The following is a 13,886-nucleotide window of genomic DNA, read 5'->3' on the forward strand; positions in this document are numbered from 1 at the left end:
GCCGTGATAGAAAACCCATCACGGCGCGGATTATGATAAAATTTTGTCGCTCTTCCGGTTCAACCGTCCTGTTCCAGATGGATCTTATTGCTGGCAAGGCGGCATAACGCGCGGCGCAGATCGCCCTGCAGCATCCGTCCCGTACGTTCTACCATCACAGCAGGATCCGTTTTCATATCCCGGCGGATCCATTCCAGCACCACGCCCACCAGCGCATATTTGTAAAAATCCACCACAAACTGCTTGTCATCGTCCTGCACGGTGATGTCGCGGCATTCGCGATCCGCAAATTCCTTCAGCATAGGGTCCAGAAGCTTGTACAGATACTGCTCCACCTGTTCACGACCCACAGAGCGGTATACGTTCAGTACCAGTGCTTTGTTATCCCGGATCTGGTGCAGGATGTCCAGAAATGCTTCGGTCCATGTATCAAAGCTCTGGCGGCCTTCCATCGTCTTGGCCGCATCTTCCATCAGGATCCAATCCACCAGATCGTAAATATCCTTAAAGTGGTAGTAGAAGGTCATGCGGTTCACGCCGCAGTCCTCGGTGATATCGTTGATCGTGATCTTATTGAGGGGCTTTTCCAGCAGCAGCTTTTTCAGCGATGCTTCCAGTGCCCGCTTCGTTGTTTGTGACACAAAAACCTTCCTTTCCCGACCGTAGAAATTTTTCCCGCTGCGTACGGCGATTGGCAGCTTCGTACATTATAATACCGCAAAAGTCGTTCCGATTGCAAGCATTGATTCCGTCCATTTTGTAAACAATGAATGACTTCCTGCGTTTTCACTCCGGCAGTTTCTCGCTTCAAAAGCCGTTTCTCAGCCCCAAACCCCTTCCGGCGGTGCACAATGCCTGCAAAAGCGGCTTCTTCCGGCAAAAAAGCGGAAAAGGCCCTTGATTTTATATTCCTCTACGCTTAGAATGGGAGCAGACGGCTGTGATTGAAGTGCCGTTTTGAGGGAGGGTACAAACTATGATGGATACCATTGGTTTTCTGGGCTGCGGCAACATGGGTGGAGCCATCGCCCGTGCCGTTTGCAAAGCTGTTGACCCTAAGAAGGTTTTTCTGGCAAACCGCACTGCGGCCAAGGCACAGGCACTGGCCAAAGAACTGGGCTGCAAAACAGCCACCAATGCTGAGGTGGCCGGTGACTGCGGCCTGATCTTTCTGGCGGTAAAGCCCCAGATGATGGAAGCTCTGCTCCAGCCGCTCAAGTTCACCTTTGACGAGCGCCCCAGCCGTTTTGTGCTGTGCAGCATGGCAGCGGGCCTTTCGATCGCCCGTATTCAGGAGCTGGCCGGTGAGGACTTTCCTGTGATCCGCATCATGCCCAACACCCCGGCTTCGGTGGGTGAGGGTATGATCCAGTACTGTTCCAGTAATGTCACCGCTGAGGAAGAAGAAGCCTTCCTCAAGATCATGGCTCCTGCGGGCCGTCTGGATGCCGTGCCGGAAAGTCTGATCGATGCCGCCAGCTGCGTTTCCGGCTGCGGCCCGGCATGGGTGTACCAGTTTATTGAGTCTCTGGCTGATGGCGGCGTGGCCTGCGGCCTGCCCCGCGCCAAAGCGCAGGAATATGCCGCGCAGATGGTTCTGGGCAGCGCAAAGCTGGTGCTGGAAAGCGGAAAGCATCCCGGCGAACTCAAGGATGCTGTATGCAGCCCCGGCGGCAGCACCATTCAGGGCGTGCGCGTGCTGGAAGAGCACGGCCTGCGCGGTGCGGTGATGGATGCCGTGATCGCCTCGTACAATAAGACAAAGGAAATGGGAAAGGGTTAAGGATATCATGCGCATCGTTGTAAAAGTAGGTACTTCTACTCTGGCATACGCCACCGGACGGCTGAACATCCGCCACACGGAACAGCTGGTCAAGGTGCTCAGCGACCTGAAAAACGAGGGCCATGAGGTCATTCTGGTGTCCTCCGGTGCCATTGGCATGGGCGTGGGCAAGCTCTCACTGCCAACCCGCCCAAAGGACACCACCACCAAGCAGGCCTGCGCCGCTGTGGGCCAGTGTGAGCTGATGTACACCTACGACCGGCTGTTCAACGCCTACAATCACACCGTGGCGCAGATCCTGCTCACCGGCGTGGACGTGGAGCACACCGAACGCCGCGTGAACTTTCAGAACACCCTGTCCCGCCTGCTGGAGCTGGGTGCCCTGCCCATCATCAACGAAAACGACACCGTTGCCACCGATGAGATCACCTCCATTGGCGACAACGACACGCTGGCGGCCATCGTGGCCTGCTGCGCCAAGGCTGACATGCTGGTGCTGCTGAGTGACATCGACGGCCTGTACACCGCCAACCCCCACACCCACACGGATGCAAAGCTCATCCCGCTGGTGGAGGAGATCACCCCCGAGGTGATGGCTCTGGCCGATGGTGCCGGTTCGGCCCTTGGCACCGGCGGCATGGCCACCAAGCTGCGCGCTGCCCGCATGGTAACTGGCAGCGGTGCCGATATGGTCATTGCTAACGGCGCACACCCGGAGCTTTTGTACGACATTGCCGCAGGCAGATCCGCAGGCACCCGCTTTGCGGCCTGCAAGGAGGACTGAACACATGACCACACAGGAAATTCTGGAAGCCGCCCGCAGCGCCAAAAGTGCCCTTGCGCTGGCCGATAACACCGCCCGCAACGCGGCCCTGCTGGGCATGGCAGATGCGCTGTGCAGCGCAGACGATCAGGCGGCCATCCTTGCTGCCAACGCTGAGGACATGGCTGCTGCCAAAGGGCACATCAGCGATGTGATGCTGGATCGTTTGGCCCTGACCGCACCGCGCATTGAAGCCATGGCGCAGGGCATCCGCGAGGTTGCCGCTCTGCCCGACCCGGTGGGCCGGGTGCTGAACCGGGTGGAGCGCCCCAACGGCCTTGTCATTGAAAAGACGGCTGTGCCCATGGGCGTGATCGCCATTATCTACGAGAGCCGCCCCAATGTGACCAGCGATGCCGCTGCCCTTGCCATCAAAAGCGGCAACGCCTGCATCCTGCGCTGCGGCAAGGAGGCCTGGCGCAGTGCCAACGCCATCGTCACCGTTCTGCGGCAGGGCCTGAAAAAGGCCGGTCTGCCCGAGACTTCGGTCTGCCTGATCGAGGACACCACACACGCTTCTGCCAATGCTCTGATGACCGCTGTAGGCTATGTGGATCTGCTGATCCCGCGCGGCGGTGCCGGGCTGATCCGTGCCTGCGTTCAGAACGCCAAGGTTCCCTGCATCCAGACCGGCACCGGCATCTGCCATGTGTACGTAGACGACACCGCCGATCTGGACAAAGCTCTGGACATCATCGAGAACGCAAAAGCCAGCCGCCCCAGCGTGTGCAACGCTGAGGAGGTGTGCCTTGTGCACTCTGCCATTGCCGGGGAGTTTCTTCCCCGTCTGGCCCAGCGCCTTGGCCCGGACCGCGCGGCAAAGGGCCTGCACCCGGTGGAACTGCGGCTGGATAAGCGCGCAGCCGCCATCATCTCCGGCACCCCTGCCGGAGAAAAGGACTTTGACACCGAATTTCTGGACTACATCCTCGCGGTCAAGGTCGTGGACAGCGTAGAGGAGGCCATCGGGCATATTGCTGAGCACTCCACCGGCCACAGCGAGGCCATCCTGACCCAGACACAGGCCCATGCCGATCTGTTCACTGCCGCAGTGGACAGCGCCGCCGTGTATGTGAACTGTTCCACCCGCTTTACGGATGGCGGTGAATTCGGCCTTGGGTGCGAAATGGGCATTTCCACCCAGAAACTCCACGCCCGTGGCCCCATGGGACTGGCCGAGCTGTGCAGCTACAAGTATATCATCCACGGCAATGGTCAGATCCGCTAAAGCCCGCTGAACCCACCTTTCCAGTGCGGAAATCGGGAGTGAGCGTTTTCTCCATAATATTCATAATTTAGAAACGAAACTGAAAAGCTTTTTCCGAAACAGGCTGGTGCGATTTGCGCCAGCCTGTTTTTTTGTTTTATTCCCATGGAATGTTCTTTCAATAAAGGCAAAAAGCTGAATTATGTTTTCAATCTGCCTTTCCTATTCGCTCACTGATATAGATGATTGTATCCCAGTTTTCTCCAATTCATACAAAGCAATAATCTCACTTTCTCTATTTTATCTGGTAAAAAGTATAAAAAACTCTTGACAAGCACAGTTTTGTTGCGGTAAAACTATATTGGAAATTTTGATAACGATTTCACGGTGTTTCATTTTCCGTCTATGAATTGTTCGCCGTATACAGTACTATACTGACAGCAAAGGAGAGAGTACTATGACGATTGCCATTCTTGCACACGATTCCCGCAAAGAGCTTGCACTGCAGTTCTGCACTGCTTACAGCGCCATTTTGTCCAAAAACACAATCATCGCTACCGGTACCACCGGACGGATGCTGGCGCAGACTACCGGCCTGCCCGTGCACTGTTATCTCTCCGGGCGCTTGGGCGGTGTGCAGCAGATCACTTCCCGCATTGCGTGCGACGAAGTGGATCTGGTGTTGTTCTTCCGTGACCCGCTGAAAGCAGATGCCGCCAGCATCACCGAGCAGAATCTGCTCCGCCTGTGCGATATGCACAGCGTACCCATTGCCACCAACATTGCCACCGCCGAGGTCTTGCTGCGCGGTATGGATCAGGGCGACCTGGACTACCGCGAGGGGATGCATCCCGCTCTTGTGGAGCCAATGCCCACCGTGCAGCGCCACGCCGTGTGATGAATTGTGTATAGAGTATCGGGAAAGAGACAACGCCGCAGGAAACTTCCTGCGGCGTTGTTGTTTTTTGTTTTGCTTTTATTTCAGGAATGCCTGCAGCTTTTCCAGCCGGCGGACGGCTTCGTCCAGCACATCGGTGCCGCGGGCAAAGTGCATCCGGATCAGGTGGTTCACCGGCTCCCGGAAGAAGCTGGAGCCAGGCACAGCGGCCACGCCCACTTTCCGGATCATCCACTCACAGAACTGCAGATCGGTCCAGCCCTTGAACTGGGGCAGCGCCAGAGAATCGGAAATATCGATCATCACAAAATAGGTGCCCTGCGGAACATTGTGCTTCAGCCCCACACGGTCACTTAAAAGCGGCATGCGCTCTCCCCTTTTCAGTCCTTAAAATAAGCCTTCTGGATGGCCAGCAGCACGCCTGCACGGCTGGCAGCAAAGTTCAGACCGCCCTGCAGGTAGCAGGTGTACGGCTCACGCAGCGGGCCGTCGCAGGAAAGCTCGATGGTGCTGCCCTGTGTAAAGCTGCCGCTTGCCATGACCACCTCGTCGGTATAGCCCGGCTCCGGAGAAGGTTCCGGGGCGGCATAGCTGTCCACGGGGCTTGCAGCCTGAATGCCCTGACAGAAGCCGATGAGCGCATCCGCAGTGCCTGCATCAAAGCAGGTGACGATGTCGTTGTGGTCGTCGCAGTAGCGCGGCACTGGATTCTTGCCCAGCAGCTCCAGCATACACTGGGCGTAAATGGCGGTCTTGATGGCCTCGCACACCACGCCGGGCGCATAGTAGAAGCCCAGATACATATCACGGGGCGTTTCCAGCGTGCAGCCCAGATCCTTGCCGAGACCGGGCGCATTCAGGCGGTAAGCGCACAGCTCCACAAGGTCTTTGCGGCCCGCAATGTAGCCGCCGGTGGGAGCGATGCCGCCGCCGGGGTTCTTGATCAGGCTGCCCACCACAAGGTCTGCGCCCATCTGACAGGGTTCCTGCGTCTGGGTGAACTCGCCGTAGCAGTTATCCACAAAAATAATGATGTCCGGGTTTGCGGCGCGGGCGGTATCCGCAATTTTTCGGATCGTTTCCAAATCAAAGGCATTGCGCTGCAGATAGCCGCGGCTGCGCTGGATGTGGCACACCTTTGCACCGGGGGCCTTTTGGGCGATCAGGTCATAATCCGGGGTGAAGTCGGCTTTCAGCGGAGCTTCATCGTACCGGATGCCGTAATCCATCAGGGTGCCGGTGCCCCTGCCCTTGCCGTCCAGACCGATCACACCTTCCAGCGTATCGTAGGGACGGCCGGTGGCAGCCAGCAGGGTGTCCCCTGCCCGCAACAGGCCGAACAGCGCCACAGCCAGCGTGTGGGTGCCGCTCTGGAACTGGCTGCGCACGAGGGCATCCTCTGCGCCCATCACCTCGGCAAAGATCTGCTCCAGCTTTGCGCGGCCGGTATCCCACAGGCCGTAGCCGGTGGTGCCCAGCATATCGGTGGAGGACATCTGGGTATCCGCAAAGGCTTTCAGCATTTTGAGCTGGTTAAAATCGCGGATCTCCTCCATATGGCGGAAGTAGGGCTGGCACAGCTCCATAGCCTTTTCGTCCAGCGCCAGAACTTCGGGTCTGTAATTGAAAAAGTGGTTCAGCATTGACATTATAACGGTTCCTTAATTTTATAGATTTTATAGAGCGCAGGCTTTCTGTCGGAATGACTCCTTCAGCCGCACTTTGTGCGCCAGCTCCCTCAGGGAGGGAGCTCCTGACGAAACCAGAACGTTTCACTTATGCAGAAAGCTTTTCCGTCCTGCCAAAGGCTCCCTCATTGAGGGAGCTGGCAAAACCGTCAGGTTTTGACTGAAGGAGTTTGTTCATATCTTGCATATTCCCCCAGCTTTTCAAAGCCAAGCCGGGTATAAAAGTGCACCCGCTCCGGGCTGCAGAGAAACACCGGGTGCTCCCCCTTGGCGGCAAGCTTGTTCGCCATCTGCACAATGAGCCGCCCGCCGATGCCCTTGCCCCGCAAAGGCTGGGCTGTCTGCCCGCAGGCCATGTAGGCCTGCCTGTTCGCAAGGGCATAGGCCCCTACCGTGCAGATCGTTTCACTTCCCTGCCGCAGCGCCCACACAAAGGCTTTGCCGCGGGTGCGCTTTGTGCAAAGCTCGGAGTAAAAGTCCTCCTGCTTTGCCGTATCCGCCGGGTAGAGCGCCCGTGCCACATCCATGGCAGAGGGTTTTCTGTCAAGGGTCAGTCCGGCCCAGAGCGTCTCGCCTGCAGCGGGCAGCGGCAGAGCCTTGCCGGGTGCAAGGCCGAATACGGTCAGCGTTTCAGCTTTGCACCACCCGGCAGGCGGTGGGCATTCGTTTTCGTCTAAAATGATGCTCTCACACCCGCAGAAAGCCAGAAAGCTGGCCAGCTCTTCCGGGTTTGCGTGCCCTGCTGCCCATGCGGTGCTGCCGCTGAGTTCCAGCGCCAGTGTAGGCCCTGCATAGAATCGCCACGGCTGGCTTTTGCTAAAAAGGGCAAGATCCAGCGGCAGGGTCGCCCCCAGCACCCATTTCCCCCGGCAGGCATTTAAAAAGCGGGCGCGGTGGGCTTTTGTGCTGACCTGCGCGATCACTTCAGCTCGTTGACGATCTTCTTGAACTCGCGGCCGCGCACCTCAAAGTTGGGGTACAAATCAAACGATGCGCTGGCCGGGGACAGGATGATGATGTCACCGGGCTTTGCGCAGGCACGGGCCAGCTCCACAGCGTGCTGCATGTTGTCGGCATGCTGGATGGGCAGCTCTGCTTCGTTGAAGTTCGGGTCCTCGCGCACAGCCTTTTCGATGCGGGGGCCGGTGGCACCCATCAGCACAAGGTTCTTCACGTGGGCCACCACTTCCGGTGCCAGCGGCTCATAGGGAATGTGCTTGTCGTAGCCGCCAGCGATCAGAATGACCTTCTGGTTAAAGCTGCGCAGACCGGCAATGGTGCGCGTCGGACTGGTGCCGATGGAGTCGTTGTAGTACAGCACGCCGTCCAGCGTGCGCACCGGCTCAATGCGGTGCTCCACACCGGTAAAGGTGCTGCCCACCTTCTGGATGGCTTCCACGGGCACCTCGCCCCACACGGCAGCGGCAGCAGCCAGCAGGTTTTCAATGTTGTGCAGGCCGCGCAGCTTCACGTCCTTCTGGGCCAGGAAGGGGGTCACAACGCCATCCTCGGCCATGCAGAGCATGTTGTCCTCCTTGCGCAGGAAGGCACCGTTGTCGGTATCGTGCAGGCGGGTGAACCACACCTGCTTGCCCTTGCAGTCGGACTGCATGGAACGGCTGATCTCGTTCTCATAGCCCAGCACAGCGCGGCAGGGCTGCTTCTGGTACAGCAGGATGTTGCGCTTGGCATCAATGTACTCCTGCATGTCCTTGTGGTGGTCCAGATGGTTGGGGGTAACATTGGTCACCACGGCAATGTTGGGGCTGGAATGCATGCTGATGAGCTGGAAGCTGGAAAGCTCCACCACAGCTACATCCTCGGGAGCCACCTCGGGCAGCATGGGCAGCAGAGCTGCGCCGATGTTGCCGCCCAGATGCACCTTGCGGCCTGCGGCCTCGTAGAACTTGGAGATCAGGGTGGTGGTGGTGGTCTTGCCGTCGGAGCCGGTCACGGCTACGATCTCGCAGGGGCAGAAGTCGAAGAACAGCTCCACCTCACTGGTGACCATGGTGCCTGCGGCCATGGCATCCTGCAGGGGCTTTTCAAAGTAGCCCACAAAGCCCGGGGTGCGCATGATGATATCCTGACCCTTGAAGCCATCCAGATAGTTTTCGCCCAGACTCAGGTCGATGCCCAGCTCCTTGATGGTGGCAGCGTAATCGCCAAAGTCCTCCACGCTCTTTTTCTGGTCGCACAGGGTCACATGGGCACCCAGCTCCACAAACTCCTTGATCAGGGTCTTGTGGCTGACACCGGCACCAATGAAGGCCACTTTTTTGCCTTTGATGAGTTCAATCAGTTTCTGCTGATCCTTCTGCATAAAAACAGTTCCTCCTCCATAATATCGTATTCAGAACGCACCTCAAAACGGGTGCAGAGATGTTTCGCTGTACCATTATAGTCCATTTAGTCGCAATTGGCAACGGAAAAACGCCCTTTTTGCCCCAAAAAGCAAGGTAAATTCACAATTCTGCAATTGTATTTTGCCGCTGTTTCTGCTACACTTGTCGAAGCAGAGTACTTTTTGTATACAAGAAGCCTTTTTTCGCAAATACCATAGAATGAGGTCATCCCCTTGAAACAGTTCTTCCGTATTACCGCAGCAGTGCTTGCTGCTGCGTTCCTGCTTGCGCTCACCGGCTGCGGCAGCAGTTCCAGTGCGCCAAGCTTTACATGGTTCGTGGATACCATTCCCGCAAACCTCGACCCGCAGGTGGCTTCTGCTGCCCCGGACGTGATCGCCTGCGAGAACCTTTACAGCGGGCTTGTCCGCAAAAAAGCGGATGGCGAGATCGTGCCCGATCTGTCCGAGAGCTGGACGATCTCCTCCGATGGCAAGACCTATACCTTCCAGATCAAGGACGGCCTGACCTACAAGGCCGTCAAGGGCGCTTCCACGGATCACACCATCACTGCCGAGGACTTTGTGTTTGCATTCCGGCGCATCTTTCAGGCACAGACGGGCTCTCCCTATGCGGTAGAGTTTTCTGCCCTTGAGAACAGTGCTGCCGTGCTGGCTGGCACAGCCGATGCCAGCACGCTGGGCGTTTCGGCCGCCGGCCCGCTGACGCTGGTGTTCCGCCTGAGTGAAAAGGACGACAACTTCCTTGCCAAGCTCACCCTGCCCGGTGCCATGCCCTGCGATGAAGCATTTTTTGAGAGCACCCGCGGCACCTACGGCCTGACCGCCAAGACCACCCTTTCCAGTGGCAGCTTCTATCTTTACAACTGGACGGCCAGCGGCCTGTTCCTGCGCCGGGATGTCTCCTCCCCCATGATCGGCAGCCTGCGTCTGGTGCAGAACACCGGCAGCACCGGCAAGAGCGCCGCCCAGCTCATTGCAGACGAAAAATGCTCCGCCGCGCTGGACGACACCGGCGAGGATACCTCGCTGCAGTCGGTGGATTACTCCGACACCACCTGGGCACTGCTGTTCAACAGCGCCGAAGGTTCTGTGTTTGCCGATCAGGAACTGCGGCAGGCGCTTGCCGGCATCGCCCGGGAGAATGTGGAGGTACCCTCTCCCGGTCTGTACACCGCTGCCGAGGGTCTTGTGCCCACCGGCCTTTCCGTGGACGGCATCGATTACCGCAAGTCTGCCGGGAACCCGCTGCCCACCATCACCGACCCCCGTACATTGTACCTGAATGCACGGCAGGGCATGGCCAGCTCGGATTTTTCCGGCGTGACCATCCTGCTGCCGAAGGAAGCCGGCCTGACCGAACTGGCCGAACAGATCAACGGCGCATGGCAGAAGGACTGCTCCCTTTTCTTCTCAGTGGAAGAGGTTCCGCAGGAGGAGTTCGACAAACGCCTTGCAGCGGGCAGCTACACCATTGCGCTGGCTCCCATCCGCGCCGAAGGCGGCAGCGTATACCAGATGCTGCAGCAGTTCACGGCCGAGGGCGGCGGCCTGACCGGCTGGTCCGACCCCATCTACTCTCAGCGTCTGGCCGAGAGTGCCCAGCAGACCGGCAGCGCCCGCTGTGCCCTGCTGGCCGATTGTGAGCGCCAGCTGCTGGAAGGCTGCGCCGTGGTGCCGCTGCTGGGCCAGAACAGGCGTCTGCTGGTGGCGGACGGCATCACCGGCCTTGTGTTCGACCCCTTCACGCCGGTGCTGGACCTGACCGATGCCCAGAAAAACTGACATTCTCCGGCCCTTGACAATCCCGTCCCTCTTTGCTACAATAAATGAGCAACTTGCAGGGTTAGCTCATCCGGTAGAGCGGCTGCTTCCCAAGCAGCAGGCGGCGGGTTCGGGTCCCGTACCCTGCTCCAAAAACAAACGGCAAACCGTGGAATATCGGTTTGCCGTTTTTGCTTACAGCCGCTCCCTGCAAAATACGAAAGGACTCTGCCATGATCTTTGTTCCCCTGCTGCATTACTTCAAATGCAAAAATTCCTACAGCGGCAACGAATACGGCCTGCGATACCGGATGATCCCCGGCAAGCGCACCGTGCCGGACCCGGACGGCGGCGAGGGTGCCGTAAAGGAGGAAAGCATCCTCACCGTGGACTACTGGCCGGACCCCTGGACCATTGAAAAGACCGACCCTGCCCTGCGGGTGCAGAAGGTGTTTCCGCTCACCGACGAGGGCCGGGAGGCCACAGCCGCTTTTTTGCAGGACGCGTTCAATGCCGATCCTGACCGCTGGAAAAACTGCCCCAGCATGATGGACAGCGACCCGTGGGAGCCGCCTGCCGCCGAAGCCGAGCCGGACAAGCCGAAGGAATAAAACATGATCTATCGTTTAAAAGAACTCAAGGGCGATACCATTGCAGTGCCGCAGCTGGTGTTTTCCAAACTGGGCATCGCCGAAGAATACAATGTGCGCGTGGCTCTGTATGTGCTGGCGACCGGCATCACCGACCCGGACAAGATCTGTGCCGACCTCAAGCTGCGCAGCCGCATCAGCGCCGAGAGCGCCCTCTCCTTCTGGGCAGGCGCTGGCCTGCTGGAGCGGTACGAAGAGAACGCTGCACCGGGCGAGGAACCCAGCGCCCCCGCACCCATGACCTGGGCCGAGATCGCTGCGGCCAGCCGCACCGACCCCATGATCTCCAGCCTGATCGACTGCGCACAGACCGGCTTTGCCCGTCCGCTGACCCACAGGGAGATGGAAAAGCTGGTCAACCTTTATATGCAGGAGGGCTTTGCGCCGGAGACCGTGATGCTGTGCACCGCCTACGTTGCCAGCACCGGCCGTAGCACCATGGCCGCCGTAGTGCATGAGCTGAAGGTGTGGCGCACCGAGGGCGTGGAGACCGGTGAGCAGGCCGATGCCCACCTCAAACTGCTGGCACTGCGCCAGAGCCGCGAGCAGTATGTCAGCGGCCTTCTGAACATCCCGGAAAGCGAGCTGACCCTTGGCGGGCGCAAGGCCATTGCACGCTGGTACGAGGTTTACGGCTACGACGATGCCATGGTGCAGGAAGCTGCCGTGCAGGCCGGGGCCAAGCGCGACCTGTGGTACTGGAACAGTATCCTCAAAACATGGAACGCCAAGGGCCTGCGCACCGTGCACGATGTGCGCAGCCCGGTGGCCATTGCGGGTGCCAGCCGAAACCTCCGGGTAGACCGCGAAGCCCCCAGCGGCAACGATTTTCTCAAGAACGCTGCCCGCCGCCGTCCGTTGAAAAAGAAGCCGGAATAAGGAGGAGCCATGCGTACCAAAAATGAACTGTATCAGGAAGCCATGCGCACCGTGGCCGCCCGGCGGCAGATGGCCAGAGCCAGAGCCGAGGATGCCCGCGCCGAAGCCGAAGCCGCCATTCCCGCCCTGCGCCATGCAGAAGAAGAGGTGCGGGTGCGGGGCATCCGCTGCGCACTGGCCGGTGCTGCGGGCAAGGACCGCACCGAAGCTGCCGCCGCCCTTGCCGATGCAAAGCAGAAGCTGACCGCCCTGCTGGCACAAAGCGGACGGCCCGCTGATGCACTGGAGCCGCGCTTTGTCTGCCCCAAATGTCAGGACACCGGCAGCGTGAATGGCCGCACCTGTGAGTGCGTGCACAAGGTGATGCAGCAGCTGCGCCGCAAGGAGATCGAGGCGCTGTCCAGCCTGTCCATTGCAAGCTTTGACACCATGGAGCTGCGCTATTACCCGAACCGTGCCGATGAAAAGGTGGGCGGTTCCATCCGCCCTTACATGGCCGATATGCTGGCAGACCTGCGCAGCTACGCGGAAGAGTTTGACCACCACAGCGAGAGCCTGATGCTGTTTGGCAATGCGGGCCTTGGCAAGACCCATGCGGCCCTTGCCATTGCGGGCATCGTGCTGGAAAAGGGCTACGATGTGATCTATGTTTCCAGCCCGGACTTTTTCTCCAAGCTGGAAGGGCTGCACTTTGGTGCAGACCCGGCAGGCGAGGAGGAAACGCTGATGCAGACCGCTGCCGGGGCCGACCTGCTCATTCTGGATGATCTTGGCTCGGAGTTCAACTCTGCCTTCCTCATCAGCAGCCTGTACAGTCTGCTCAACAACCGGCTGGGTGCAAAACTGCCCACCATCGTCACCACCAACATCACTGACGGTGCTCTGCTGGAAAAGCTGTATACCGAAAAAATTTCCAGCCGCCTTTCTGCCTTTGTCCCCTGCCTTTTTGCAGGCGATGACATCCGCACACAGAAAGCAGCTGAATAAAACAAACGGCAATGCAAATGCATTGCCGTTTGTTTTATTTAAAACTCTAATACAGGACTCATTTCGTTGCGGCGCTGTGCCTGCACGATGCAGTCCTTCTCCGGCACAACGCCCGCCGCGCCCAGCGTGTTGAACACGGTCTGCAGGGCAAGCGCAGGCGTGTTGTTCTCCTGCGAAAGATGGCACAGCGCAAACTTTTTGCACCCTTCCTGAATGAGTTCCAGCAGCTTTGCCGAGCACTCGTCGTTGGAAAGGTGGCCCCGGGTGCTTTCAATGCGTGCCCGTAAGTAATAGGGGTATGGCCCGCTGCGCAGCATGTGCAGGTCGTAATTGCTCTCCAGTGCCACAAGGTCGCAGCCGGAAAGCGCCTCGTGCACCGGCGGCGTGAGCACGCCAAGGTCGGTTGCAATGGTCATGGTCTTGCCGTCCGGGGTGTGGATGCGGTAGCCCACACAGGGCACATCGTGGCTGGTGGGAAAGCTCTGCACGCCAAACGCGCCCACGTCCTCTTCCCTGCCTTCCAGCTCGTGCAGCTCACAGCTGGCCGGTACGATGCCGTTGCTGTCCAGAAAATCCAGCGTTGCCGCTGCACCGTACACCGGCAGCGTGTTCTTTTTGAGGAAGGTGGAAAGCCCCTTCACATGGTCGCTGTGCTCGTGGGTGACAAGGATGCCGTCGCAGTCACTGGCGGCAAGGCCCAGCGCCTTGAGCGCCGCCGAGGTAGTGCGCACGCCCTTGCCCATATCTACAATGAGATACCGCTGCCCGCAGCGCACCACACTGCTGTTGCCGGAGGAACCCGAATATAACGAGATGAATTCTGCCATGAAAAACCTCTGATA

General features: G+C 58.9%; 14 protein-coding genes and 1 tRNA gene. 9 read left to right on the forward strand and 6 right to left on the reverse strand.

Going from position 1 to position 13,886, the window contains the following annotated elements; translation table 11 throughout:
• Positions 1 to 59: 59 nt before the first annotated feature.
• Positions 60 to 641, reverse strand: coding sequence for a TetR-like C-terminal domain-containing protein (locus tag DXA66_RS00285; RefSeq protein ID WP_118526041.1), 582 nt, complete (start codon positions 639 to 641; stop codon positions 60 to 62).
• A 335-nt stretch (positions 642 to 976) separates the two neighbouring features.
• On the opposite strand from DXA66_RS00285, the gene proC reads away from it, so the two are divergent.
• From proC to DXA66_RS00305, 4 genes are all read left to right on the forward strand, one after another.
• Positions 977 to 1,783, forward strand: a complete 807-nt coding sequence (proC, locus tag DXA66_RS00290; RefSeq protein WP_118526043.1) for a pyrroline-5-carboxylate reductase — start codon at positions 977 to 979, stop codon at positions 1,781 to 1,783.
• Positions 1,784 to 1,790: 7 nt separating this feature from the next.
• A complete protein-coding gene (proB, locus tag DXA66_RS00295) occupies positions 1,791 to 2,567 on the forward strand; it encodes a glutamate 5-kinase (RefSeq protein ID WP_118526045.1) in 777 nt (258 codons plus the stop codon).
• A gap of 4 nt (positions 2,568 to 2,571) precedes the next feature.
• Complete coding sequence (locus DXA66_RS00300; RefSeq protein ID WP_118526047.1) at positions 2,572 to 3,834, forward strand: glutamate-5-semialdehyde dehydrogenase; 1,263 nt, start codon at positions 2,572 to 2,574, stop codon at positions 3,832 to 3,834.
• A 436-nt stretch (positions 3,835 to 4,270) separates the two neighbouring features.
• A complete protein-coding gene (locus tag DXA66_RS00305; RefSeq protein WP_118526049.1) occupies positions 4,271 to 4,711 on the forward strand; it encodes a methylglyoxal synthase in 441 nt (146 codons plus the stop codon).
• Between the two features lie 78 nt (positions 4,712 to 4,789).
• Here the strand turns inward: DXA66_RS00305 and DXA66_RS00310 are convergent, their stop codons facing one another.
• The 4 genes from DXA66_RS00310 to murD form a co-directional block, all read right to left on the reverse strand.
• The gene (locus DXA66_RS00310; protein WP_347562826.1) at positions 4,790 to 5,077 is read right to left on the reverse strand and encodes an aminotransferase class I/II-fold pyridoxal phosphate-dependent enzyme; all 288 of its coding nucleotides are present in this window, start codon (positions 5,075 to 5,077) and stop codon (positions 4,790 to 4,792) included.
• A 14-nt stretch (positions 5,078 to 5,091) separates the two neighbouring features.
• Positions 5,092 to 6,354: a methionine gamma-lyase family protein gene (locus DXA66_RS00315; protein ID WP_118526051.1), complete on the reverse strand. Its 1,263-nt coding sequence runs from the start codon at positions 6,352 to 6,354 to the stop codon at positions 5,092 to 5,094.
• Positions 6,355 to 6,548: 194 nt separating this feature from the next.
• Positions 6,549 to 7,322, reverse strand: coding sequence for a GNAT family N-acetyltransferase (locus DXA66_RS00320; protein ID WP_118526053.1), 774 nt, complete (start codon positions 7,320 to 7,322; stop codon positions 6,549 to 6,551).
• A complete protein-coding gene (murD, locus tag DXA66_RS00325) occupies positions 7,319 to 8,722 on the reverse strand; it encodes a UDP-N-acetylmuramoyl-L-alanine--D-glutamate ligase (protein WP_005945808.1) in 1,404 nt (467 codons plus the stop codon). The genes DXA66_RS00320 and murD overlap by 4 nt, the downstream gene beginning before the upstream one ends.
• A gap of 255 nt (positions 8,723 to 8,977) precedes the next feature.
• Between murD and DXA66_RS00330 the strand changes: the two genes are divergently transcribed.
• From DXA66_RS00330 to DXA66_RS00350, 5 genes are all read left to right on the forward strand, one after another.
• Positions 8,978 to 10,549 carry an ABC transporter substrate-binding protein gene (locus tag DXA66_RS00330; protein WP_118526055.1) on the forward strand — a complete coding sequence of 524 codons (1,572 nt, stop codon included), beginning with the start codon at positions 8,978 to 8,980 and terminating at the stop codon, positions 10,547 to 10,549.
• Between the two features lie 55 nt (positions 10,550 to 10,604).
• Positions 10,605 to 10,680: transfer RNA gene (locus DXA66_RS00335), tRNA-Gly, on the forward strand.
• Between the two features lie 81 nt (positions 10,681 to 10,761).
• Positions 10,762 to 11,139: a hypothetical protein gene (locus DXA66_RS00340; protein WP_118526057.1), complete on the forward strand. Its 378-nt coding sequence runs from the start codon at positions 10,762 to 10,764 to the stop codon at positions 11,137 to 11,139.
• Between the two features lie 3 nt (positions 11,140 to 11,142).
• Positions 11,143 to 12,057, forward strand: coding sequence for a DnaD domain-containing protein (locus DXA66_RS00345; protein WP_097777598.1), 915 nt, complete (start codon positions 11,143 to 11,145; stop codon positions 12,055 to 12,057).
• A gap of 9 nt (positions 12,058 to 12,066) precedes the next feature.
• Complete coding sequence (locus DXA66_RS00350; protein ID WP_097777597.1) at positions 12,067 to 13,044, forward strand: ATP-binding protein; 978 nt, start codon at positions 12,067 to 12,069, stop codon at positions 13,042 to 13,044.
• A gap of 38 nt (positions 13,045 to 13,082) precedes the next feature.
• On the opposite strand, the gene DXA66_RS00355 is transcribed toward DXA66_RS00350, so the two are convergent.
• Positions 13,083 to 13,871, reverse strand: a complete 789-nt coding sequence (locus DXA66_RS00355; protein ID WP_118526059.1) for an MBL fold metallo-hydrolase — start codon at positions 13,869 to 13,871, stop codon at positions 13,083 to 13,085.
• Positions 13,872 to 13,886 lie beyond the last annotated feature (15 nt).

Source organism: Faecalibacterium sp. OF03-6AC (assembly GCF_003478175.1).
In the GTDB taxonomy this organism is placed as follows: domain Bacteria; phylum Bacillota; class Clostridia; order Oscillospirales; family Ruminococcaceae; genus Faecalibacterium; species Faecalibacterium taiwanense.